Here is a 25,909-nt window from a genome sequence, read left to right on the forward strand (position 1 = left end):
CCATTTAAGAGATTAATTGAAGAAGCTGCCCGTAAGTCATTCATGACTTATGAGCAGCTTCTATTTTTCTTCTTTAGATGTTCATCAAACTTCCGTCGGAGCCAGCCAATCGAATAGAGGGATATTCCTCAATATACCAAAAGCCACAGTTACCGTAAGCATAACAGTCATTATTGTCTTGCTTATCCGGGGCTTTTGTTTCTTGTTTGCGACCAAATAAGCCGCATACAGAGGTATTATGAAATAAATCAAGGGGTTGTATCTGAAAGACTGATTAAAGTCCAATTGCAGCAAGGATAGAGCACTCCTCGTTATTCCGCATCCCGGACAATACTGCCCCGTCAGCTCGTGAAATACGCACGGGACCCCGAGATTTGTCGCAGGCAGCCATATCTTCAGGTAGATAAATCCTCCGGCGCCAAGCAAGGCACCCCACGCAAGTTTGGGATACCTTGTCGGATTAAGCCCGATACGCCATTTTATTAACATCGGATTGCACCAAAGCATAGACTACGATTCCCAAGCCGACAAATGTGAGAATCAGATAAATAAGCGAATTATCCGAAACCATCAAGCCGCGCTGCCGCTGCGCTTCTCCGACCTGCTTGCCTACCTGATAGGCCCAGACGAAGCTCCAAATTCCGCAAGTCACCAGGGTCAGAAGAAAATGCTTGCCCCCTGTAAACGAGGAATCCCCGCTTAGTTCGCCCGCTTCATTGGTCAAAACAATAAACCAGTAGATTGCATAGATCCCGCATGTGATCAATGACAAAATAACTGCCAATCCGACACTTCTCTGAGTAACCATTACACACCATCCTGATTATTTATTTATATTCAGGCGAAAAATCATGCCATGAAATCTCCGAACAAAATTGATGGGTGAAATGGATGTAACCATCAACTGCGACAAAATATGTCAAAAAACGACATTCTGATTATATGAAATTATGAACATAAATACAAGTTAAAAATGAATATCTAATAGATTGGATACCGCCTCCATTTTTGCCGTCAAGGACGGGGGGCGGCTCTCTTCGATTTGTCATATTTTAGCCTAATGTCGTATTTGGTGTTAGTTTTTCTTACGCAATGATTCATTGGACCCACGCGTTGATGTTATTAAACATAACAAACAAACGAAATTTCTGTTGACACTTTCCTTGATTTGACTTTATACTGATGTCACCAGTTAGTTTTGTCATCGAACAAACAAACGAACTAACAAATAAAAAGGGGATGCATATGGTAAGAAAAGGGAATCTGGAAATGATCAAACAGGTGAATAGCTCGCTTGTGCTCAATCTTATTCGTGAGAAGCAGCCGATTACGCGGGCGAAAATAGCACAGGTATTGAGCTTGAGCCGTTCCACCGTATCTCTGATCGTGGAGGAGCTGATACATAAGAAATTTGTCACGGAGCTTGGCTTAAGCAGCTCGACCAGCGAGGGCGGACGGCGGGGCATGAAGCTTGGATTTAATCCTAAATCGGCGTATGGGGTCGGGGTTGAGATTGGCGGCTCCAAGTGTCTCCTTCGCATAACGGATCTGGATGGGGAGATCGTCTTCAAAGAAGATCATCCGGTTCCGAAGCAGCTTCCGGAGATCGTCGCTCTCATTCAGGCGTGCATTGACAGATCGCATATCAGCCAGGATGAAATTATCGGCATGGGAGTGGGTCTGCCGGGTACGATTGACGCCGAGAACGGAATTCTTATCAATGACTCGCCTGCGCTCGGATATAAGAATGTCAATTTGAAGCAGGTATTCCAGCCGCATTTTTCCTTCCCGCTATATTTCAACAATGATGTCAATTGCGCAGCGTTCGGAGAAAGCGCGTCAGGCTCCGGGGCCAATGAAAGCAATATCGTCTTCATCTCCATTGGAGACGGGCTCGGCAGCGCGATTATTGCCAATGGCACGATTATTACCGGACACCGGTTCTCGGCAGGTGAAATTGGCTATTTCATTACGCCGGACGAAGTGAGAAGCGGTGTGATAAACGAAGCGGAGAAGTTCGGAACATTGGAGCATAAAGTTTCCGGAACCGCACTTGCCAAGAGCGGATATGGCGTAGAGGAGATCTTCAACCTGTATGCTAACGGCGATACACGGGTAATTCCGATCGTGGATGATTTCATGGTGCATTTGTCTGCGGTCATTTCCAATATTGTAAGCTTCATGAATCCTGAGAAAGTGATCATTGGGGGAGAAATTTCCGAATGGTTAAGTCCTTTTTTGCCCGGTATCAAGAAAAGAGTGAGCAGCTCCACACCGATTGAGACCACGATAGAACTGGCTCTCCTGGGTAAGGAAGCCTGTGCGATGGGTGCGATCGCTTACGCTTTTCAACAAATACAAGGAAATGAATAGAGGAGGAAGTCAGATGAAGAGGAAGCTTGGTATCGCTTTATCCGCAATCATGCTAGGTGTGGGGATTTTAAGCGGATGCTCCAGCAGCGGCAACAACAGCGCAGACAATACGGCCGCCACTGGAACCAGCAACACCAGCACCAATGCAGGCAGCAATGAGGGGAGTTCAGACAAGCCAGTCACACTGAAGGCCATTTTCATGAAGCAAGCCGGATACAGCGAGGAGGCGACTCAGGAAGCGACGGATGAGTTCATGAAATTGAATCCGACGATCAAGGTAGAGCCAACCTTCGTTGCCTATGAATCTCTTGAACAGAAAATCATTACCGGCGGAAGCAGCTATGATGTTGTCCTGATTGACGCTCCATGGACTGCGAAATTCGCGGAAGCGGGAATCATCAAGAACGTTTCGGACAAGCTTCCGGCTGAAGAACGGTCAGATATTTTCCAAGGGGCGCTAGACTCCGTAACCTACAAGAATGAATTGTACGGAATGCCGTGGCTGAATGATACCCGCTACCTGTTCTATAACAAAGAAATGCTGCAGAAAGCAGGCTTCGATGCACCTCCTGCAACATGGGATGAATTATTGGCCCAGGCCAAAGTTCTGAAAGAGAAAGGGATCGTGGATTATCCGCTCGTTGCAACCTGGAAGCAATCCGAAGCGCTGGTGTGCGACGTGACTTCGATTACGGAATCGTTCGGCGGGCATCTGGTAAAAGACGGAAATATTACGATTAACGATCCGGCCAATGTGGATGCTATTAATTTTATGGCGCAATCGATTAAAGACGGTTTGACGAATCCGAACTCGCTCGAATATTTGGAGGATGACGTAACAGGCGTGTTCTCAAGCGGCAAAGCGGCCTTTGCCTTGAACTGGACCTATATGTTTAACGCAGCGAACAATGATACGGAAAAATCGCAGGTTGTCGGCAAGGTTGGCATTGCGCTCAGCCCGGGAACTTCCAAAGCGGTAAGCGCGACGGTAAATGGGGGCATGGGGCTTGCGGTAACCAAAGGCAGTAAAAATGCCGATGCGGCCTGGAAGTACATTCAATTCCTCGCGGATAAAGACTTCCAGAAGAAATATGCCAAGGATGCACTGCCGATCTGGAAATCGCTCTATGAAGATCAAGATGTCGTTGCAACCAATCCTGAGCTTGTTAATTTGGCAAAAACGCAATACAACTATCTGGTCAACCGTGCAATCGTACCTTGGTACGGAGAATTCTCCACAGAAGCCCAGGTAGCGGTGAGCGAGGCCTTGAACGGGTCGAAAACGGCGCAAAGCGCATTGGATGAATTGCAGAAAAAAGCCACTGATATTTCTCAAGAGAGTTAATATTTGTCAAGAAAGGGCAATGCCATGAGAAGAATGAGTGATACAACCTACGTCTGGCTTAATATCACTCCCGCTGTTCTGGCGGTATTCGGTATTATTCTCTTCCCATTGATTTATACGTTCATCCTAAGCTTTCATGATATGTCGTTAAATGTTGAATCGATGGGCGATTATGTAGGATTGAAAAACTACTACGAGATTCTTACAGATAAGAGTTTCTGGGAATCCGCAGGCAGAACATTCTATTTCTCTTTCGTATCGATCAGCTTTGAGATGGTGTTTGGTATGCTGATTGCGCTGCTGCTGAACGAGCCGATCCGGGGAGTTGCTTTCCTGCGCACCATCATTATCCTGCCCTGGGCCGTGCCGACGATTGTGAACGGGGCGATGTGGAAATGGATTTATCAGCCGGAATACGGGGCATTGAATGCTTTTCTGACGCAGCTGCACCTTATTCCGCATTATCAATCCTGGCTCAGCAAGCCCTGGCTTGCGATGAACATGGTCATTCTGGCCGATGTCTGGAAGATGACGCCGCTTGTCGTAATCTTTCTATTGGCATCGCTGCAAATGAGCAACAAATCCGTGTATGAGGCGGCAAGCGTGGATGGAGCGGGGCGGCTGCAGCGGTTTTTCGTTCTGACGCTTCCCCATCTGAAGCCGACTATACTCGTCCTGATCGTCATGAGGACGATGGAATCGTTCAAGGTGTTCGACCTGATCTATGCTTTGACTATGGGAGGACCTTCGGACGGAACCAAGGTGCTCACCTATCAAGCCTATATCAAAGCATTCAACAACATGCATTTTTCACAAGGCGCGACGATCTCGTTCCTCATTGCATTGATTATCGGCATTATCACCTTTGTCTACGTCAAGGTGCTGAAGGCAGAGGAGGAGTCGGCATGAGGAGCAGCAAACGGTTCAGGCTGGTGCAGTATCTTTTCGGGATCCTGGTTGCTTTCTGCACGCTGGCTCCCTTTCTCTGGCTGTTTATCTCCAGCATCTCATATCAGGTCGATCTGACAGCGGTGCCGCTGCGTTGGATTCCAAGCCATGTCACGTTTCAGCGATATATCGATATCTTCGTAAATTCGGACAATGATATGGCGTACACGTTCCGGCTTTCCATGGGCAACAGTCTGATTGTCGCCTTATGCACAACACTGCTTGCCTTGATTATCGGAGGACTGGCTGCGCACAGCTTCGCGAGATACCGGTTCAGATTCAAGCAGAAGATGCTGTACCTGTTCCTGTTCTCTTACATGATCCCGTCCGTCGTTATCGTGATTCCGTTGTTTTCGATGCTGAATAAATTCGGCATGATGGATTCCAGATGGACCTTGATTCTATTGGATTTAACTTTTGTCATTCCTTATGTCATTTGGGTTATGCAGAGTTATTTGAAATTTCTGTCAAATGATTTCTATGAAGCTGCGTATATGGACGGCTGCAGCCGGTTCCAGACCATCAGGCTTATTATTTTTCCGATTATTCGTCCCGGCGTCCTGTCCACCTGCATATTCGCGTTTCTGCTGGCATGGGATGAATTTTTCTTTGCGCTGTTGTTTACGTCCAGTCTCGATGCCAAAACCGTGCCCGTGGCCATTGCTGAATTCAGCGGAAAAAATGGAGTGGACTATGGAATGATCGCAACCGGTGGGGTGCTGGCTTGCCTGCCGCCAATTCTGATCTCATTCATTTTCCAGAAGCATATCGTAACCGGGATGACGGCGGGCGGAGTGAAGGAATAAACCCGCATGCAGGCTTGGCATTCTTGCACGAACCATAATGAGGAGGAAGCAGGAAATGGTAAAAAGCAAATCATTCAAGCAGGCTTACCATATTGTAATGGCTGTATTGCTTATATTTACCGGCTTTAACAATCCGCTCAGCACGAAGGTTAATGCAGCACCAGTGATCGATAATGGCCCTTTGCCAGGCTCTTCGAGCAAAGCCGTCACGTTAAACAATGTCTATCCGCTCAAAGACAACTGGAAAATTCAATCAGCCACCGAGGCGACCTACGGCCAATCCGTTGTGCAGGCAGCATACGGCGCCAACATCTCAACGCCGGGCTACGATACAACAGGCTGGTATGACACTCAGGTACCGAGCACCGTACTGGGCGCCCTGATTAATGACGGTGATATTTCCGATCCCTACATCGGAGACGGAATGTCCAAAATCGATGAAAGCCGCTTTACAGTACCCTGGTGGTACCGCACCGAATTTACATTGCCACAGTCGGAGCAGGGTAAAAGAATCATCGTAAACTTCCAGGGAATTGCGTACAAAGGGAATATCTGGGTCAATGGCCATCAGATTGCCGACTCCTCCGACATTGTAGGCAGCTTCCGGACGTATGAGCTGGATATTACCGATTATGTCACTGCCGACGGCGTGACGAAGAATACCATTGCCGTATCTGTAGAGCGATCCGACTACGGAAAAGATTTTTCCATCTACTGGGTGGACTGGGTGCCACGACCGGCCGACAATAATATGGGCCTTTGGCGGGACGTTTTCATTACCACGACCGATTCGGTTGAGGTGCGCAATCCATATGTCGGTTCCAAGGTGAATAATGAGCTGAACATGGCGAGCCTCAACGCTTATGTCGATCTGAGCAACAAGACAAGCTCCGAGATCGAAGGAACATTATCCGCAACCATTACGGATCCCGGCGGCGCAGTGGTAGCGGCTGTTTCGCAGCCTGTTACGCTGAGCGCAGGGGTGCAGGATCAGGAGTTCAATTTTGGCTCTGATAAGTATGCCGAATTGAACATCGCAAATCCTCAGCTTTGGTGGCCGAAGGATATGGGCGGTCAGCCGATGTATTCCATTGAATTCAAATTCACTGCCAACAATGTTGTCACTGATGTGATCAAACAAAAATTCGGGATTCGTGAAATTGATACAGAAATGAATGTTTCACCTTCTGATGAAGACAGTCTTAAGGATATGGTGCAATTTTATGTCAATCATAAGCCCATTCTGATTAAAGCGGGAGGTTATTCCCCTACGGATCTGTTCCTCCGCCGCAATCAGGATACGAACGTTGCCATCATGCAGTATATTGATGATATGGGGCTGAACGCGATCCGCGATGAAGGCATGTTCTTCGATGACCGGCTGCTCGACCTTCTGGATGAGAAGGGGATTCTCTACATGACTGGCTGGGTATGCTGCAGCAGATGGCAGCAGCCGGCAGCCTACAGCGATGCAGAGCTCGATATTGTAAAAGATTCCTTGCAGGCGCAAATTCAAAACGCCCGCGTTCATCCGAGCATGATTGCCTGGCTGAACGGAAGCGACAATCCTCCTTCTTATGGGGACGATCTGCCGAATGGTGGAACGATCGAACGGGGCAAGCAGGTCGAACAGGCATTCCTGGATCTGGAGCATAAAATCCACTGGGATGACTATGGGGCCATTATTTCCAGCGGCTCTGCCAAGAAGGCGGAATTGACAGGTACGTACAGCGGCATGCATATGGATGCCACGTATGATTACGCTCCTCCAGCGATGTATTTCGAGGATATGAATGATGGCGGCGCATTCGGCTTTACTTCGGAAGCGGGTCCGGGTCCGAGTATTCCGGTGACCGAGACGATGAAGAAGATTTTGCCGGCGAATACGCTGTGGCCTTACAATGTGGGCGGCGATAATTTCGCCCAATGGAATTACCATACGGCCAGAGGAAGCTTCAAGGATCTGGCGAATTTCAACAGAGCTTTGGACAATCACTACGGGGAGTCCAACAGTCTTGAAGAATTCAATATCAAAGCCCAGGTTCAGCAGTACGATGCATTCCGGGCGCAGTATGAAGCGCTCCAGGTGAACAAGTACACCAATGCGTCCGGCTGGGTGCAGTGGATGCTTAACAATGCATGGCCGAGCCTGTACTGGAATATGTTCGACTACTACCTGAACCCGAACAGCTCTTATTTCGGAACAAAGATCGCCAACGAGCCGCTTCATATTCTATTCGATTACGGCACCAAGCAGGTCAAGATCGTCAACAGCACGCAAACCGCCTATTCCGGATTGAATGCGAAAGTGCAAATCTACAATATTGACAGCAAGAAAGTATACGACAGAACCTTCAACCAATTGGCGGTTACACCAGACGGGGCAGCACCAGCCGAGGGCGGCGCTCCGAAAACGGTCGGCTATCAGGATATTGACTTCGGAGGGAAGATCAACGAGGCTTATGGCATTACAACGGTTGATCAGATCGACGAGGCCAATTTCACCCTGTCGCCGACTTACTTTATCCGCCTGGAGCTCAGGGACGACGCAGGAAATCTTGTGAGCGTGAACTCCTATGCGGAATCGCTGAAGAAGGATGTGGTCAAATACTCAAGCCACAACTGGAACGCAACCCCGCAAAATCAGTATGCGGATTATACGGATCTTCAGAAGCTGGGACCGGCTGACCTGTCGATTGCAGGCACACCCGCTGCTGTAACTAACGGCGCTGAGGAGACGCTCACCTATACCATCAAGAATAATGGCAGCAACATCGCTTATTCGGTATTCGCCAAAATCAGAAAAGGCGAAGGCGGGGATCTGGTCGCTCCGGTGCGGATGGATGATAACTACTTCATGCTGCTGCCTGGAGAAGAGAGAACCCTTACCGCCCAATATAAGGTGTCGGATCTGGGGAATGCTGCTCCTGTCGTAGAGATCAGCAGCTACAACAATATCGTTGTACCGCAGAAAGGGCTTCCGAGTTCTACGAATCTTGTATTCAAAAAGACGACCGCAACAGCGTCCACTACACAAGGTTCGAATAACGCGAATAATGCGCTGGATAGCAGCTCATTGACTACCAAATGGCAGAGCTCCACGAATGCGACAACCGGAGCCGACCCACAGTGGTACAAGGTTGATCTGGGAGCGCCCACATCCTTCAGCCGGGCAGTCATGAGATGGGATTATGCGAATTATGCGCAGAATTTGACTGTTGAAGTATCTGATGACAATACGAACTGGAAAAAGGTTCTTATCGCCACAAACAGCAATGGTTCAGCCATGAACGATTTGCAGTTTGCTCCCGTCACCAAGCGGTATATCCGCGTTACGATGGAAGGTAAACGTCCGGGCAGCCCTCAGATCGGTTCGGGAGGAACAGGTCAAGGCGTAACCGGTCTTGCAGCTACGAACCCGGCAACGAGCTTCAATCTTGCCGCATTCGAGCTGTATGGACCGGCAGCAACACTGACCGGAGATGCATCTGCAACAACCGGCAGCACGTATTCATTGGATCTTGGACTGCAGAACGTGACAAGCTCCGTATTCGGGGAAGATGTCAATGTCAACTACGACAGCACGAAGTTTGACTTCGTATCTGCCGTATCTGCAGAGAAAACAGTTGCCGTATCGAAAGTGGATAAAAGCGTTCCTGGCACAGTTAAGTTGAAGCTGGCGGCTTCAGGCCCGAGAACGAGCTTGAGCGATACGATTGTGAAACTTCAATTCAAAGCCAAGGATGTTGCTTCAATTGACAACGAGAATGCTGAATTCACGCTGACTGGCGCGTCTTTAAGCTTCCCGTCACCAAGTCTCGTCTCAGCCCCTGAAGTTAAAAATCAGGCTGTGAAGCTGGTGCTCCGTGATTCTGCCGAGGTTCAAAATGCCAAAGCGGAATACGACGGCGAAGGAAAGCAATTGAAGGTGACCTGGAAGGATCCGGATGACATTGTATTCAGCAAAGTCAAGATTACAGTAGATACCCCGGCGAATATTGAACCGGTTATTGTGGACAAAGGCGTGCAATCCTTCGTTCTCGGCGGATTGAACTCCGGCGACAGCTATAGTCTCCGAATATCGGCGTTAAACGGGAATGGCTCCGCTTCAGAAGGTATTGTTCTGTCGAACAAAGTGGCTAGCCCGGTAACAGGCATCGTCATTAAAGCGGATGGCGATGGTACCTCGATTACGAGCTACCAAGGCACACTTCAGTTAACTGCCGACGTAACGCCGTCGTATGCGAGCGATCCTTCAGTAACCTGGTCGGTCTCTGGATTGGGCGGTTCGGCATCAATCAGCGAGACAGGGCTGCTCACGGCAGCCGGCGATGGCGATGTACTCGTGAAAGCAGCGGCAAATGACGGTTCAGGCGTCGTGGGAGAACTGAAGATCGCGATTAGCGGGCAGAATACTTCAATCCCTTACTATCCTGCACCTCCAGTTTCGACTCCTGGTACAGACGGGAAGGAATCACAGCAATCATTCAGCAAAGAAGAGCTGGCCCATGTACAGGACGGCAAAGTGAAACTGGAATTGAAAGACGGCAAAACGGAAGCCGTGCTCCCGATTAACGCAGGAGAGCTTCTGGCTGGAAATGCGTTGGAGGTTCAGGCATCCGGCGTAACGCTGACGATTCCGGCAGCAGTCATTCAGAAATTGGCCGGTCAGCTGGAGGGTCAATCTGATAAGGCTCAGATTATCGTAAGAATGAATCCGGAAGAGAAGGGTCAGGTTAACTCAGGCTACAAGCTTGGCGGATCGTCCTACAACCTGGAGCTCGTTCTCGTGGATCAAGACGGCAAAGAAAGCAAGCTTGCATCATTGACGGAACAGGCAGAGATCGTATTGTCTTATCCATCCGATCTTGATGAAGCCTTGCTGGGAGTTTATACGTTCAATGAAACAACCGGCAAATGGGATTACGTCGGCGGCGATATCGATATAACGAACGATACCGCAGCCGTGAAAGTATCTCATCTTGGTACCTATGCAGTGATGCAGTATGATAAAACGTTCATAGATGTCCCATCCAAGCATTGGGTTTACAGGTCACTGCAGATCCTATCGGCCAAGCATCTGATTAACGGAGTGTCCGATACGCAGTTCAAGCCGTCCGCTCTGACGACGCGCGCTGAATTTGCCGCATTATTGGTGAGAGCGATTGGTCTTGACGCGACTGGCAGCAGCACCGCTTTCGCGGATGTGACGGCATCGGACTGGTTTGCAGCCGATGTGGCAGCAGCTTTCGACGCAGGCTTGATTCAAGGCCTGTCGGACACGGAATTTGCGCCTAATGCGCCAATTACACGGGAACAAATGGCTGTATTGATCGTTCGTGCTTATGAGTATAAGAACGGTAAGAAACAGACGGATGCCAGCAGTCTTGCAGACTTCAAAGATCATAATCAGGTATCGTCATGGGCAGAAGCAGACATTAGCAAAGCGCTTGAGCTTGAGCTAATGCGCGGTCAATCGCCTGCAAACTTTGCTCCGAAATCAAACACTACCCGTGCGGAAGCCGCACAAGCATTGTTGAATCTGATCGATCTTATGGTCGCAGAGTAATTCCGGATTGAAAATTTAAAAAGATATGCACAGTGAGGCCCCGGAGACCCGATCACGGGGCTGTCACTGTGAAATAAGGGGGATGAAGTGAAGTTGGGGGATGTAGTTGTTGATGGAGTAGGGGGAAGCTGACGGTTGCCCGGATAGTTTGAAAGATTTGTAAGATTCGGTATGGAGGTATGACCATGAGTAGAACACAAGAGAGCGGATATACGGCAGGAATTGACGTTGGGGGAACGAAGGTATTTGTTTGTGTAGCCGACCCTCAAGGCAATCCGGTTATTAAAAGTAAACTTCGCACCCCAACAGAATCTGATCCCGAGAGTTTTTTTCGCTGGCTGTTCGAAGAGCTTGCTCTTTTGTTAGTTGAACGGGGTTTGCAAGTATATGATCTTTCCGGCATCGGAGTTGGATTTCCGGGAGTTATTGGAGATAACGCGGGCATTCTGACGAATGCGCCTGCCTTTAGATGGCCTGCCATTGAAGTGAGGCCGATTATCCGCAAATATTATACAGGCTCTGTTTATTTGGACAATGACGTCAACATGGCAGCCTGGGGCGAGAATTGGATGGGCGCTGCCCAGGGCAAGCGACATGTGATGATGATAACGATCGGCACCGGAATCGGCAGCGCGTTTATTTTCAACGGGGAGCTGTATAAAGGAGCAAATAATGCAGCCGGCGAAATCGGGAATTGGGTGGTCGATTCCTGCTTGATCAACAATGATCATGGAAAAGGAGAGAAATTCGGCCCTTTCGAAGAGGCCACCTCCGGTACGGGAATCGGCATTGCGGCGCGCGATTATCTCAGTCAAGGCGGCCGCAAATCGAAGATCCTCGAAATGGCAGGCGGAATACTGGAGCGGATCGAGGCCAAGCATGTTGTGACTGCAGCAGCAGAGGGCGATGAGACTGCGAAGAAAATTATGGACAGACCGCTCAATTATATGGCTGTAGGAATCGCAAATGCCGTTTCTTTGCTCAATCCCGAGGTTGTCGTACTCGGGGGCGGGGTGGTAGATTCCGGGGATTATTATGTGAACGAAGTAAGAGACAGAGCCTCCAAGCTGACGCCGCTGCCGGTGAATATCGTGCTGGCGACACTTGGGAATGAGGCCGGCGCTTACGGCGCTATAGCAGCGGCCAGGCTAAAAGCAGAACTTCATCAAAAAAAGGAAAAAATCAACTTTTAAGATTAATAGTGAATGGCTCGGCTTAAGCATAAAGCTGATGGAAGATCCCTTATTGGCCATGGGGAACCAGCGATCGCTTTATTCGATCATGAACGCCAATGCAGTACTTTGGCGTTCATATTAGAACAAGCTAACGCGAGAAACCTTGGAACTTGCCGAGCGGTTCGGCGGGTTTGATACCCTGTTAAACTTTTAAATAAGGAATGGGGCCATTTCAAAAGATGATTTTCAGCCCCTGCCCTGTCATCATTTTATGAAAACCAAGGCATCTTCAGCCCCACTCAGTAGTGGTTCTGAAGGTGCTTTGTTTGTCTTTCTACTAGGTTCAACTATTATTCACTTCAGGGGGCAGCTGCAGTTGCCTATTAGTCAACTATCACTTAACACACTGCCGGGCATGCAAGCCGGATAAAGCTCGCTGCAGCGCCCATCCGGTGCCGAGTGCACCCGTATGAACGCTCCAGTAAGGCAGTTACGAACCGACAGGCCGGCTCAAACATTCACAGAAGATAATTCCAACTAGCAATATGAAACATGAGCCGGATTACAGGATCAGATTTTCTTGGCTTTCCCCGAACATCTTATTAATAGTAACATATTTCCATAAAATATATAATTTAGCTGAAAATGAAAAAATATAAGCTCACAGGTATTCTGACAGTATTTGAATAATGCGAAGGCTTGACCGCATCGCACGGCCCGCTTGATCAGCAGAAAATAAGGAAAGTCCGTACGTTCCGAATCTTCTTGCCTTGTAGCTATGAAAGAGTAGCATCACCCCTGCGTTTCCAACCCCACCTCTTTGCAAAGCTCTACCAATTGATGAACCCCATAGATTTGCCGGCGGTTGCGCTCATGGATGCTTAACAGGGCATCCTCTGTAACTCTTTTGGCTTTCTCCATGCTATGATGCTCCACGGCCTGAACAATTTCCCTCATATTATCCAGAAAATAGACGGTCCGCCTCAAGGTGCGGATGAGCAGAATTTGTCTGATATGCGTGGACGTAAAAACCCGGTAACCGTTCTCGGGATCGCGGTCCGGCGTCAGCAGCCCTTCCTTCTCCCAGTGCCGGATAGCCGAGGCCTGCACATCGGTTAGAGCGGCGGCCTCGCCGATGTTCATCCTGCTTTTCAGCTTCTTGCCAGCCAGGATGGCGAGCTCGGAATCCTGCAGCAGCGCAAGCGTCTGGTCGGCTACATCTTTTTCATGATGCAGACTTGCCTGCTCCTTGTTGACCAGCCAGAAGGCGGAGTCCATATCCGATTTTTGAATGTGGCGCAGCACGTCACAGGTGACGGCGACGCCAAAGCCGGCGAACATGGTGCGGAGACAGCGGAAATAAGCCAGATGCACCGCCGTATAAAGCCGATAACCATTCGCCGCTCGTTCGGGGATCGGCACCACTCCCCAGGATTCATAATGGCGCAAAGCGCTCGTACTGATATGAAGCTCTCTGGCAATCTCATGGGGCTTATAGTAGCGCATATCCCATCCTCCCCCGTGGTATAAGTAGATTTAAACTTACCAAAACGGTTTGTTTTAGGCAAACCATTGGAACAGAATCCTATAGTAAAAAGGATAGCATTCCCCGAAAAAACTCCAGCACCCAAAGCCAAATAGAGAGCTTTTTCCTCAGACAGCTGCCCTATGCGATTTCCTTTGCCTGCTTTTTTCTCCAATCAAAACGATGGAAATCCAATCGTTGTGATATGGAACTGCTTACATTCAAACCCTATAATGAGTGCAAAGGGGTGACATAATGTTTGCGAGACTGACAAAATACCGCTGGCAGTACACGATGATTGTACCGGCCGTTGTCCTGCTGTTCTTGTTCAGCTATGTTCCGATGGTCGGCATTCAAGTAGCGTTCAAAGATTTTCATATCGGCCTTACGATGTGGAATAGTCCATGGGTCGGATTTGAAAACTTTTCTTTTTTGCAGGATGACCAGTTCTGGGTTGTGGTAGGCAACACGCTTTATATCGCCGTGCTCAAATTTGTTTTCGGTTTCCCTGCACCCATTATTCTTGCGCTCCTCATTAATGAGTTGAGACATACCGGCTTTAAGCGATTCGTCCAGTCAGTCAGCTATCTGCCCCACTTTTTCTCCTGGATCGTCGTCGCCTATATGCTGCAATCCCTGCTCACTCTGGACGGGGGGATCGTCAACCAGCTGATTGTCAATATGGGCGGCGAACCGGTCTTCTTCCTCGGATCGACGGAATGGTTTCGTCCGATGATTGTGGCGAGCGGCTTGTGGAAGGAAGTCGGCTGGAATACGATTTTGTACCTGGCGGCCATCACCACGATCGATCCGCAGCTCTATGAAGCGGCCAAGGTTGAGGGAGCCGGCAAGCTGGCGCAGATGCGCAGCATTACCCTGCCCGGCATTTTGCCTACGATCTCCATCGTACTGATCCTGAGTATGCCAAGTCTGATAGCCGTCGGGATGGATCAGATCTATCCGCTTATGAATCCGGCCAATCAGCCGGTAGCGGATGTGCTGGACACGTACATTCTCCGCAGCGGCCTGCAGCAAGGTTATTTCGGTATGGCAACGGCGGTCGGTCTGCTTTCCTCCATCGTCAGCTTGATCCTGGTGCTCTTTACGAATCAGCTGTCACGGAAATTCAACGGGGAGGGGCTTTGGTAAGCAATGAAACGTTCAGCAAGCGACAAGGTCAGTCAGATTATTATCATTGCGCTGATGCTTCTATTGTGTGCATCGGTCATCTATCCCTTCATGTCCATGCTTTCCATTGCTCTTAATGTGGGGAGCGATGCGGCCAAAGGCGGCGTCTATCTGTGGCCGCGGAAATTTACGCTTTATAACTTCGAGGTGGTTCTCGGCAATTCCGTCATCCAGCATGCCTATCTGATTACGATCGCCCGTACCATTATTGGAACGATCATTGGACTGCTCGTAACGATTCTGGTCGCGTTCGGCTTGTCTTACCGGCAGCTGCCGTTTCGGCAGGTTATTCTCAGCTATATCCTGATCACGATGCTGTTTAGCGGCGGATTGATCCCTTTATATATCCAGCTTAACGATTTGTCCTTGCTCAACTCGTTCTGGGTGTACATCATTCCATCCGCGTTCTCGGCCTGGAATATGTTCGTCATGATGAAATTCATTCAGGGCATTCCCGAAGCGCTGACCGAATCGGCGGAAATTGACGGTGCGAATCCCTTCCGGATTCTGCTTATCATTATTTTACCGCTCTCCAAGCCCATGCTGGCGGCACTCGGATTGTTCACCGCTGTCTGGCACTGGAATGACTGGTTTGCCGGAGCCTTCTACGTCTCGGACCAGAATCTCATCCCTGTCCAGACGTTTCTGCAGCAGCTTTTGTCCGCGCAGGACATATCGGCGGTTCTTGGCTCGAATAATAATCAGGAGGCGCTGGCCAGAGGCTCGATGATTTCCAATGTCACCTTGATGTCCATCAAAATGGCAACCGTCATGGTCAGCGCGCTTCCGATTCTTTGTGTCTATCCGTTTTTGCAGAAGTATTTTGTCAAAGGAGTCCTGATCGGCTCTGTCAAAGGGTAAGAGAAAAGCGGCGGGTATAAGGAAACATCAAATACCAAACGAGAAAAGGGAAGGGGAAGCAATTCATGATTATACGTAAAAAGAGAGCAAGATGGCTGGGAGCCATGACCCTTGCGCTGCTTATGTTTCTGGTGGCGGCATGCTCGAACGGCAGCGGAGGTTCGAATGGCAATGCAGACGCCGGCAGCGGCTCAGCCGCTGACGGCGGAACAAATGCCGCCGAGGGAGCCGGCGGGTCCAAAGCCTTCAAGCTGTGGCTCGGCTGGACGGCAACGATTAATAATGACAGTAAGGTACAGACATACTGGAGAGAGAATGAGCCGGGCATCGACGTGCAGCTTGAGGCTACGCAGGGCGATGCCATGACAGCGCTTAATCTGAAGCTGAACACCGGAGGCTTTGATGATGCGGCAATTTTTGCCCGCGGCGATGTGGTTACATCCGCTATGATCCGGTCGAACACGGTTCTTCCGCTTGAGCAATATTTTGATATGCCTGACAAATATCCCGGGCTCGCGGCTATCCCCAAGCTGTATCTGGACGCGATGAAGGATAAGGACGGCCATATCTGGTCGATACCAACATGGTTCGACCAGAATCCCGAAGATCCGTGGCCAGGCTGGGCTTCCCTCGGCTGGTTTGTCCGCTCCGATGTATTGGAGAAAACCGGTCTGACCGTAGACGATCTCAAAACGATCGGAGGCGTGGAGAAATATCTGGAACTCGCGGCGAAGCAGACGGATGAATCGGGCAAGCCGCTCATTCCGCTGAGCTTCCTCTCGGATGCGAATGACGAGAACGTAATTTTGAGTACGTTCGGGGTGTCGACCGCCACTGCGGGGGGCGTCATTCCGGTTCAGAAAAAGGGTGACGGCTACGAATTTATTTATGATAATCCCCAATATAAAGCCGCCTACCAGTGGATGAACAAGATGTACCGTGCGAATCTTCTGGATCACGAGGCGATCACGGACAAGAGCGAGCGCTACAAGGAGAAAAACAAAACCGGACGCATCGCGATGAACGCCGGCGGATTCTTCAACATGGACGCGCATTTGTGGGAGGTTCTGGATGGACCGACGGAGCCGGCATGGTACTATGAGGCCGTTCCATACCCGCAGGTCGACGGGGTGAGCGCCATCGGCGCCAATCAAATCGTCAATCCGTATCCGGCCGATGATGTATTTATTAATAAGGACACGAAAAACCTGGAAGCCATTCTGAAATTCTTCGATTATACGCTGACGCAAAATCCCGAGCAGCAGCAGGTTGCCGCCGAAGGACCGGCCGGCGTGTTCTGGAACTGGGTGGATAAGCCGCTCGGACTATGGGTATTCACCGATAAAAACTACCAGGAGCTGCACGATTCCGGGGACGCGGCGAAGGTCGCGAGCACAAATCCCGGTCTGTATATGGCCTCTTCCTACAGCAATGAATGGTATCCGTGGTGGAACTACGGCGTAACCGAGCCGAAGGGCCGTCAGAAAACAATCGACTTCTCCGAGCAAATCGGCAAGATGGGCGGAATCCGTGTCGCCGAGCCTCAGGATATGGTGAAGGCGAAGGCGGGAGGCCTATGGGAGAAATACCTGCCTGAGCTGGAAAATGTGCGCAAGGAGTTTAAGGCCAAGCTGATCATGGCCAAGGACGACGCCGCATTCGAGTCAGCATGGAAGGATTTCCAGGCCGCCATCGAGAAGCGCGCGCACTGGAGCGAGCTCAAGGAAGAATGGAACCAGACGCTGCAGGAAACAGCAAAAGCCTAGCGCAGAGGTCCGATTTGAAATAGGGGAAGCAGTCTTGAAGGCTGCTTCCAATGAAGCTCGACATCATTTTAGCTCATCAGGAAACGGGAACCGTCCAACAAGGATGGCTCCCGTTTATGCGTGCTTCACCATGCATATGATATGATTTGTGCGTGTGAAAGGAGGCAGTGCCTTGAGATTGCGGTTGGAAAGAATGATCATCGGGTTCACTCGAGGGATGAACCTGCGCAGCAAAATTTTAATCCTTTATGGCTTGATCCTGCTGCTGCCCACCCTTGTCCTTGGCGGCGGCGCTATTTATTTGGTGATCCGCAGCTTTCATCACAGCTATCTGGTTACGCTCGACGAGACGGTACGGCAAACCGCCCGCAATGTCGATTTCGCCAAGCAAAGCTATGATTTGCTTGCCGTCCGTACGGCCACCGACGGCGAGCTGATCGCCCGGCTCGAACGGGAATATACGGATATGCCCGAGATTGTGGATACGGTTAATTATGTGGACCGGACGTTCCTGATTACGAGCAGATATTTGCCCGGCATCGCCGATTTCCGCATTTACCATACCAATGAGACGCTGGTCCAGGACGGGCAGCTGCTGTGGCGGCCGGAGGAGAGAATGCTGGCAGGCAGAGACGAGCGTTCGTGGTACAACGACGCAATGAAATCGTCGAGTCCGCTTCAATGGAGCAATGCGCGCGATAATCCCAAACAGATCGTCATTACGCGCAAAATCATCAGCGCCTCGGGGAATGTGCTCGGGATGGTCTATATTCTGCTTAATTATGATGCCGTTTTCGGCGAACTGCTAGACCATCCCTTCAATGGCGACGGGAGCCTGTACATTGTGGATGAATCGCGGAGGATTCTCGCAGCGTCGGACAAGGCAAGGATCGGCAGCCTTATGTTGTCAAAAGAATGGCCGGACGCCGGAGAGGATGGGGATGAGGCGGGTGTTTATGATTTGACGCAGGTCAAGGAGCTGCTGATTACCAAGCCCCTCTCCTCCCACTGGAACGTGGTGGCATTGGTTCATATGAAATATATGGGCAGTCAGAACAGGACGGTGCTGTATCTGATTGTTGGCATCACGCTCTTTTTCCTGCTGCTGTCGGTCTTCCTCATGATGACCATTGTCAAAAACATAGTCCGGCGCATCCGCAAGCTGGGCAGCCGGATGAGCGATCTTTCCCGGGGCGAATTTGAGGTGAACGTCCGCAATCACGAGAAAGATGAGGTAGGCGAATTGGAGAATATGTTCAATTCCATGTCGGAGCGGCTCGGGAAGCTGGTGGAGGGCATCACGCGGGCCGGGCTGAAGGAGAAGGAGCAGGCCTTTAAGGCGCTGCAGGCGCAGGTCAATCCCCACTTCATCTACAATTCGCTCAGCCTGATCCGGTGGCGGGCGCTCGATGTGCAGGATTCCGAGCAAATTGTGATCATCGACGCGCTGACGACCTTTTACCGGCTGGCCTTGAATAACAAGATCAGCGTCATCCGGATCCGCGAAGAGCTGGAGCATGTCAAGGCTTACCTGGATATTCAGCAGCTCCGGTACCCGGACCGGATTCAGGTCGAATGGGATATCGACAGCTCTGTGCTTGACTTCTATACGATCAAGACGGTGCTGCAGCCGATTGTGGAGAACTGTTACCTGCACGGGGCCATTACACGCAGGAAGAATGCGGTCATTCGCATTTCCGTTTCAAGAGAAGGCGGGAATATCCGGATGTCCGTCTATGATAACGGCCAGGGTATTCCCGGGGATATCCTGAGCGCCATTGAAGAGGGAACGCATGTAGGGAAGGGCAACGGGTTCGGGACGTCCAACATCAAGGAAAGGCTTGCTCTCTATTTTGGGGAAAACGGAACGTTCACTATGGAAAGCGCGGCAGGCGAGTGGACATTGGCTTCCATCGTATTTCCCGTTTGCCCGGAGCAGCCGACCATCAGGAGGGAACAGTAAATTGCTCAAAGTGCTGATTGTCGATGATGAGCCTTCTAATATTATAGGACTTGTCCGCTATATCAAATGGCAGGAGCTGGGCTATGACGATCCCGTTTCGGCGGAATCGGGGGAAGAGGCGCTGGAGCTGATGGGCGAATCGTCCTTCGATGTGCTTATTTCCGATGTGTCGATGCCCGGTATGAACGGCATTGAGCTGGTAGCGAAGGCCAAGACGCTTTATCCGCAAATTCAGGTTCTGATGATCAGCGGATATAATGAATTTGAATTTGTCCAGGATGCCATTCATGTCGGCGCGCAGGCGTATGTGTTAAAGCCGCTCAAGCTTGATGAAGTGTCAAGCCGGCTGACTGCGCTTAAGATCACATTGGATAAGATGAGGAGTGTCGTCGAGCAGACCAGCGATCTGGAGAAAAAGGTATCAGGAAGTCTCCGGCTGGTGAAAGAGCGCTTCGTCAGCGATTTGATTGCGGAGATCCCCCAGACCGAAGAAATGCTCTCTTCCTGGAGCAGCCTTATGGAGCTGCCGGAAAGCATCCGGGGTCTATGGATCATGGTTATCGGACTTGATCATTTTCTGTCTTCAGGCAAGGAAGCCAGAGACAGAGTGCTTCTTGGAAGCGGCTTCAGAAAAACCGTAGACGTTGGCTTGTCCGATCTGGAGCAGCTCTACATGGCGCAGATTGCCCCGGATGAAATAGCCGTTCTGCATCTGAACCCGACACCCGGGGAGCGGGTGAGGGTCGAGAGGCAGCTGCAGTTTATCCAGAAGATGATGCTGGAGCAGTACAGCGCCACGGTAACCGTCGGCTGCAGCCGGATGGGGAGCCAGTGGAACGAGGTGCCGCTGTTCTACAAGGAAGTCAAGTTCATGATGGCGCAGGCCCGTCTTATTGAAGACGGACAGATTGTCCGGCATGAGAACCGCGATTCGACAGAATTCAAGGACTTCCGCCTGCGCGAGGAGTTTATGCCAAGCGTTGTAAAGCTCATGGAGTCTGGCGACGTGAAGGCGGTCGGTGATTATATGAATCAGATCTTCGACCTGCTGCAGGCGCAGGAGACGTTTTCCTTCTCTTATGTGCAGGCGTTTGGCATGAATTTTCTCAGCGAGCTCGTTCGAACCCTTAAGCCAAGCAGCGGATCCGACGGGGAATTGAATATCCTGATGTGGCGCCGGCTGCTGGACTGCAGCAGCACAGGGCAGATTATCGAGCTATTAATCGAGCATGTGGACCGGTATATGCTGATCGACAAGAAGGAGCACAGCAACCAGCAGCACAACCTGATCCGGAAGGTAGCCAGCTTTATCGGGGAACGGGTGCAGGAGAATTGGACCGTCAAGCAGCTTGCCGAGCAATTCAATCTGAACGCCAGCTATCTCAGCGTATTGTTCAAAAAGGAAATGGGCAAGACCATCTCCGATTTTGTCCAGGAAACCCGCATCCAGCTTGCCAAGGAGCTGCTGCAGGATCCCGGTATCAAGGTGTATGAGGTCACGGAGAGGGTCGGCATTCAAACCTCGGCCTATTTCATCTACTTGTTTAAAAAATGGGTCGGCTGCACGCCTCAGGAATACAGAGATTATCATTATTCGACCCGCGACTAGCTGCAGGCATTCCTATTCAATGAAAGGTCCGATCCTATTCTGAGCTGATCCGATAATTGGCTCTATCGAACAAACTCCGTAGCAAAAAGAGGACGGCGCGGGCCATCCTCTTTTTCTGCTGTTCAATGAATCCGCTATCGGGTAAGGCCAACAGGAGTCGTGCAGCCAAGCCTGCGGGACACTTCATCCGCTGCATGCTTCACCTTGAGGATCAGGGCGGGCATTTGCTCCTCCCCGAACCGTACATTAAGCCCCGCGATACTGATCGCCGCCACGATCTGATCCGAATGGTCGAAGATTGGCGCGCTCAGCTCTGCCGTATAGTTCTCAAGCTCGGAGCGGCTGAAGCTGTAGCCTGTCTGTCTGGATAATTCCAGCGCTTCGCGCAGCTTCTCCTTGCTCAGGATGGTTCCCGAGCCGATCGGCTTCAGCTCGACCTCTTCCAGATACGCCTCTCTCTCATTCTCCGGCATAAAAGCTAGAAAAATCCGCGAGGACGCCCCCGCATACAGAGGAGCCTTCCTGCCAATTTTTGTGAAAAGTCTGACGGGATGATCCGTATCCAGCTTCTCGATATAAATGGACTCATGGCCATCCTTCAGGATGAGGTGGACCGCTTCTTCAACATCGTCGCGCAGCTTCTGCATGACCGGCAGGGCAATATGCCGAATGTCCAGCCGTTCCGCGACCAAATTCCCGAACTGCAGAAACATGAGGCCAAGTGAGTATTGTCCGTTCTTATCTTTATGCAGAAACCCCATCTCTTCAAGCGATCCGATCATCCGGTGGACGGAGGTTTTGGGCACGCCGGAGTGCTGCGAGATTTCATTAATGGTCAGTCTCGTATGGGTCAAAAAAAGATTAAGCAGATCCATGGACCGGATGATGGTTTTGTTTTTATTTAACACTTTTTCCTCCTGTGCTGCGCGCTGCTTATTCATTTTCATATTCAAAATATCGCCTATCCAGTATACACCAAAATGGCTGGGAGAATGAATCATGCCTGGTTGACACAACATAAATCGACAAATAATTAATTTCCTCTTGATTTTTGCTGATTACCTACTATAATGATCGTATATATCGGGTTTCAAAATTCGGATATAAGATACCGAAATTCGGAATTTAATTATATAATATGGCTACCCGAATGACAAAAGGCGGTGAATTGGAAGAGCGTTACGCCTATCTTTTTGCTTTCAATCTTCAGGAGGTTGTTCATGACATACAACACTAATCGTTATGAATCATTGAGATTATCACCGATGCTGCCGGGCAGGGTGTTATTCCCGACCGGCAAGGATGGGTTTAATATGCCAAGAGGTGTCGTTCCGGCATGATGAACAGCGGACTGACCCCTTCAGGGGAAGTAAAGATCGTTCCGCTCGGCGATTCCGGGCTGATTGTTAAATTAGGGGAAGTCATAAGTCTGGAGACCCACAAACGGGTCAGACAGCTATCCGACTATCTGGAGCGACATCCTTTTAACGGGCTGATTGAATACGTGCCGGCGTTCACGTCGGTTACCATCTATTACGAAGGCTTGACGCTGATGACGGAATTTGCGGATGAGGTGGGGCAGGAAGACAGGGATTTCCCCTTTCAAATCGCTGCCGCATTAGTGAATAAAATTATTTTGCAGCTGAAGGATATTTCCGACGAGCCGGAGAGGATTGTCAATATACCGGTATGCTACGGCGGCGATCTTGGACCGGATCTGGATGCGGTGGCAGATCATAATGGATTATTGCCCGAAGAGGTGATAAGCATTCATACATCTGCGGATTATCTGGTGTACATGCTCGGTTTTGCGCCAGGCTTTGCTTATCTGGGCGGCATGTCGGAGCGGATCTCAACCCCGCGCAGGCCAACCCCGCGATTGTCGATACCGGTAGGAACCGTAGGAATCGCGGGAGACCAGACGGGGGTTTACCCCATAGAAACGCCGGGAGGCTGGCAGCTGATCGGCAGAACCCCTACACGATTGTTTCTTCCGGAGCTTATGCCGCCAACCTTGTTAAAAGCGGGTGACATCGTCCGCTTTTATCCGATTCCGCGCATGGAGTTCGATCAATGGGAGGAACATAAGTCATGAGTCTGTTGATAAACAAACCAGGGCTGTTGACAACGGTTCAGGATTCCGGCAGATTCGGCGTTCAAAAATACGGCGTTGTCGTAGGCGGGGCCATGGATTCCTTCGCCCTGCGGGTGGCCAACCTGCTGGTGGGCAACCTGGAGACGGACGCGGGTCTGGAGATTACTATAATCGGTCCGGAAATCCGATTTGAAGGTTCGGCTCTGATCTCCATATGCGGCGGCGATTTGTCCCCAACGCTGAATGGCACGCCCCTTCCCTTGTGGAGAACGATATATGTGCCGGAGGGAAGCCGTCTGAAGTTCGGCAGGATGAGTCGGGGCTGCCGCGCTTATCTCGCGGTTGGCGGAGGACTGGATGTGCCGCTTGAGATGAACAGCCGTTCGACTTATCTGCGGGCGGGAATCGGCGGCTTCCAAGGCCGTGCGCTTCGCCTGGGAGACGAGCTTCCCATTGGCAGCATGTCTGCCCGCAGTTTGAGCATGCTGGACCTGCTGGCGGCCAAAGCGGACGAATCCGGCGCTGTCAGCCACTGGTCGTTAACGCCGGATATCCTCCCGCCTTATTCCCCGGATCCGACGGTGCAGGTCATTGTCGGGGAGGAATACCAGTTGTTCACAGGAGAGAGCTTGTCCAATTTCTTCAGCGAGCCCTATGCGGTTCAGCCGCAATCCGACCGGATGGGCTACCGTTTTGCAGGAAGCAAGCTGGAGCTTAAGAATAAGGCGGAGATGATATCCGCAGCAGTAACGTTCGGAACGGTTCAGGTGCCGCCGGATGGGAATCCGATTGTGTTAATGGCCGATCGCCAAACGACCGGAGGTTATCCGAAGATCGCGCAGGTCATCTCTACAGATCTGCCGCTGCTGGCCCAGGTCAATCCTGGCGGCAAGGTGCGTTTTCAGGCGATTTCGCTAAGAGAAGCGCAGAAACAATACAGGCTTCGCGAGCTTGCTATCCAGACGCTGCGCAGCGGACTGGACCAACTGCAGTCCCCTCAGGGACCGGCAAGGGTAGAGAAATCAGTAGGGGAGAAGGTCATCACGAATGGAGAACAGCAATCGTCCGAAACTTGAGATTCGGGATTTAAAGGTAGAATATTATACAAAAACTCAAACCACAGTTGCTCTGGAGAAGGTTCAGCTGTCAGTGGCGGACGGGGAATTCGTCTCGGTGGTAGGACCCAGCGGCTGCGGCAAATCAACGCTGCTCAAGGTTGTATCCGGCCTGCTCCAGCCGGCTGAGGGAGCGGCCTATATTGACGGTCAGATGGTTCAGGGTGTTCCCGATCAAGTGGGGATGGTGTTTCAGAACGACGCCCTGCTGCCATGGAAGACCGCTTTTGACAATGTCCGGCTTCCGCTGGAAATCAAAGGATTGCCAAGAGACGAGCAGATCAGGGAAGCGGAGCGCCTGCTTAAGATGGTCGGACTGGAAGGATTCCGGGACTATCATCCCAAGCAGCTGTCGGGCGGTATGAGGAAGCGGGTGGCGCTGGCCCGCACCTTTGCTTATGATCCGGATATTTATTTGATGGACGAGCCGTTCGGCCCTCTGGATGCGCAGACGCGCGTCAAGATCGGTGAAGAATTTCTGAAGATATGGGAGAAGGTCGGCAAAAGCGTATTGTTTATTACCCATGATATTGAGGAAGCCATCGCATTATCCGACCGGGTCATCGTCATGTCTGCCCGTCCCGGACGCATCAAGGCCGAGTTCAAAATCAATCTGAAGCGCCCCCGCCCTTTTTACGATATCCGCTTCGATCCCGTATTCAAGGAGCTGCAGAGGGAAATCTGGAATCAAATGTCCAACGAAATATAAGCCTCGCTGCCGGGAATGCAAGTGTCAAGCTACGTAAAATTTTTAGGAGGCTTTGAACATGTCATCAAAATCCAAAGTCGTTACTCCCGGACCCCGCTCGTCAAGGCGCGGCGAGGCTGGCAATACAGCCATTTGGCTGGGGAGAATCGCAGTATTCATCTTGACTGTGGGTCTATGGGAGCTTCTGTCCGGCAGAGCCTTCAATTCCTTCTGGGTCAGCAAGCCTTCGCTTATAATCAAGCGGATTTATGATATGACGGTCGACGGTGATCTATGGTTCCATATGAGCGTCACGCTGCAGGAATCGATTGTCGGACTTCTGATCGGGATGGTTGGAGGAACGCTGCTCGGTATTCTCATTTCCTTCAGCGGTATTTTTCAAAAATGGATTTATCCTTATGTCATGGCCTTATACAGCCTGCCCCGGGTGTCGCTTGCCCCGCTCTTCATCGTATGGTTCGGCATCGGCATGTCCTCCAAAATCCTGATGGTTGTCGCCATGGTCATCTTCGTGGCTTTCTATAACGCCTATGAAGGGGTAAGGAATATTGACAAGGACCTTCTGGACATGATGAGTACATTCAAGGGCAGATGGAACCACAAGCTCAAATGGGTGGTGTTTCCCTCCATTACCGTCTGGATATTGACCAGTTTAAGGCTGAATATCGGAATGGCCCTGATTGGTTCCGTTATTGCCGAGCTGGTAGGGGCGAACAGAGGTCTGGGCTTCTATATCTCCTACTCGTCGAACATGCTGGATACGACGGGGATATTCACCGGACTCGTGCTCATTATGATCATCGCGGTAGTGCTCGAGCAGATTATTATCCAGCTTGAGCGGCGTTTGCTGAAATACCGTTAG

General features: G+C 50.7%; 19 protein-coding genes. 15 read left to right on the top strand and 4 right to left on the bottom strand.

The window, feature by feature from the left end; all coding sequences use genetic code 11:
• Nucleotides 1-84: 84 nt before the first annotated feature.
• Nucleotides 85-507, bottom strand: coding sequence for a DUF2752 domain-containing protein (locus AC0YOA_RS18880; RefSeq protein ID WP_475787883.1), 423 nt, complete (start codon nt 505-507; stop codon nt 85-87).
• Entirely contained in the window at nt 461-808 is a 348-nt protein-coding gene (locus AC0YOA_RS18885) for a DUF4234 domain-containing protein (RefSeq protein WP_475787884.1), read from the bottom strand. Before AC0YOA_RS18885 ends, AC0YOA_RS18880 begins: the two co-directional genes overlap by 47 nt.
• A gap of 437 nt (nt 809-1,245) precedes the next feature.
• Between AC0YOA_RS18885 and AC0YOA_RS18890 the strand changes: the two genes are divergently transcribed.
• From AC0YOA_RS18890 to AC0YOA_RS18915, 6 genes are all read left to right on the top strand, one after another.
• Nucleotides 1,246-2,373, top strand: coding sequence for an ROK family transcriptional regulator (locus AC0YOA_RS18890; protein ID WP_475787885.1), 1,128 nt, complete (start codon nt 1,246-1,248; stop codon nt 2,371-2,373).
• A gap of 13 nt (nt 2,374-2,386) precedes the next feature.
• Complete coding sequence (locus tag AC0YOA_RS18895; protein ID WP_475787886.1) at nt 2,387-3,718, top strand: extracellular solute-binding protein; 1,332 nt, start codon at nt 2,387-2,389, stop codon at nt 3,716-3,718.
• 24 nt (nt 3,719-3,742) lie between these two features.
• Nucleotides 3,743-4,627, top strand: a complete 885-nt coding sequence (locus AC0YOA_RS18900; protein ID WP_475787887.1) for a carbohydrate ABC transporter permease — start codon at nt 3,743-3,745, stop codon at nt 4,625-4,627.
• On the top strand, nt 4,624-5,472 hold the full coding sequence (locus AC0YOA_RS18905; protein WP_475787888.1) for a carbohydrate ABC transporter permease: 849 nt from the start codon (nt 4,624-4,626) through the stop codon (nt 5,470-5,472). The genes AC0YOA_RS18900 and AC0YOA_RS18905 overlap by 4 nt, the downstream gene beginning before the upstream one ends.
• Nucleotides 5,473-5,527: 55 nt before the next feature.
• On the top strand, nt 5,528-11,041 hold the full coding sequence (locus tag AC0YOA_RS18910; RefSeq protein ID WP_475787889.1) for an S-layer homology domain-containing protein: 5,514 nt from the start codon (nt 5,528-5,530) through the stop codon (nt 11,039-11,041).
• 185 nt (nt 11,042-11,226) lie between these two features.
• Nucleotides 11,227-12,234, top strand: a complete 1,008-nt coding sequence (locus AC0YOA_RS18915; RefSeq protein WP_475787890.1) for an ROK family protein — start codon at nt 11,227-11,229, stop codon at nt 12,232-12,234.
• 774 nt (nt 12,235-13,008) lie between these two features.
• Here the strand turns inward: AC0YOA_RS18915 and AC0YOA_RS18920 are convergent.
• Nucleotides 13,009-13,722: a TioE family transcriptional regulator gene (locus AC0YOA_RS18920; RefSeq protein ID WP_475787891.1), complete on the bottom strand. Its 714-nt coding sequence runs from the start codon at nt 13,720-13,722 to the stop codon at nt 13,009-13,011.
• Between the two features lie 274 nt (nt 13,723-13,996).
• Here AC0YOA_RS18920 and AC0YOA_RS18925 point away from each other — a divergent pair, with 274 nt between their 5' ends.
• From AC0YOA_RS18925 to AC0YOA_RS18945, 5 genes are all read left to right on the top strand, one after another.
• A complete protein-coding gene (locus tag AC0YOA_RS18925) occupies nt 13,997-14,890 on the top strand; it encodes an ABC transporter permease (protein ID WP_475787892.1) in 894 nt (297 codons plus the stop codon).
• A 3-nt stretch (nt 14,891-14,893) separates the two neighbouring features.
• Nucleotides 14,894-15,790: a carbohydrate ABC transporter permease gene (locus AC0YOA_RS18930; RefSeq protein ID WP_475770018.1), complete on the top strand. Its 897-nt coding sequence runs from the start codon at nt 14,894-14,896 to the stop codon at nt 15,788-15,790.
• A 65-nt stretch (nt 15,791-15,855) separates the two neighbouring features.
• A complete protein-coding gene (locus AC0YOA_RS18935) occupies nt 15,856-17,556 on the top strand; it encodes a type 2 periplasmic-binding domain-containing protein (protein ID WP_475787893.1) in 1,701 nt (566 codons plus the stop codon).
• Between the two features lie 172 nt (nt 17,557-17,728).
• Nucleotides 17,729-19,519 carry a cache domain-containing sensor histidine kinase gene (locus AC0YOA_RS18940; RefSeq protein WP_475787894.1) on the top strand — a complete coding sequence of 597 codons (1,791 nt, stop codon included), beginning with the start codon at nt 17,729-17,731 and terminating at the stop codon, nt 19,517-19,519.
• A 10-nt stretch (nt 19,520-19,529) separates the two neighbouring features.
• On the top strand, nt 19,530-21,128 hold the full coding sequence (locus AC0YOA_RS18945) for a response regulator transcription factor (RefSeq protein WP_475787985.1): 1,599 nt from the start codon (nt 19,530-19,532) through the stop codon (nt 21,126-21,128).
• A gap of 134 nt (nt 21,129-21,262) precedes the next feature.
• Here the strand turns inward: AC0YOA_RS18945 and AC0YOA_RS18950 are convergent, their stop codons facing one another.
• Nucleotides 21,263-22,036 (bottom strand): IclR family transcriptional regulator, encoded by a 774-nt coding sequence (locus AC0YOA_RS18950; protein WP_475787895.1) that lies wholly within the window; start codon nt 22,034-22,036, stop codon nt 21,263-21,265.
• A gap of 428 nt (nt 22,037-22,464) precedes the next feature.
• Here AC0YOA_RS18950 and pxpB point away from each other — a divergent pair, with 428 nt between their 5' ends.
• The 4 genes from pxpB to AC0YOA_RS18970 are packed head-to-tail and all read left to right on the top strand — an operon-like array spanning nt 22,465 to nt 25,909.
• Nucleotides 22,465-23,223, top strand: a complete 759-nt coding sequence (gene pxpB, locus AC0YOA_RS18955) for a 5-oxoprolinase subunit PxpB (protein ID WP_475787896.1) — start codon at nt 22,465-22,467, stop codon at nt 23,221-23,223.
• Entirely contained in the window at nt 23,220-24,299 is a 1,080-nt protein-coding gene (locus AC0YOA_RS18960; RefSeq protein WP_475787897.1) for a 5-oxoprolinase subunit C family protein, read from the top strand. The genes pxpB and AC0YOA_RS18960 overlap by 4 nt, the downstream gene beginning before the upstream one ends.
• On the top strand, nt 24,271-25,047 hold the full coding sequence (locus tag AC0YOA_RS18965; RefSeq protein ID WP_210046315.1) for an ABC transporter ATP-binding protein: 777 nt from the start codon (nt 24,271-24,273) through the stop codon (nt 25,045-25,047). The genes AC0YOA_RS18960 and AC0YOA_RS18965 overlap by 29 nt, the downstream gene beginning before the upstream one ends.
• A 58-nt stretch (nt 25,048-25,105) precedes the next feature.
• Complete coding sequence (locus AC0YOA_RS18970; protein WP_475770024.1) at nt 25,106-25,909, top strand: ABC transporter permease; 804 nt, start codon at nt 25,106-25,108, stop codon at nt 25,907-25,909.

The sequence above is a fragment of the Paenibacillus sp. JT22N12 genome (genome assembly GCF_056269365.1).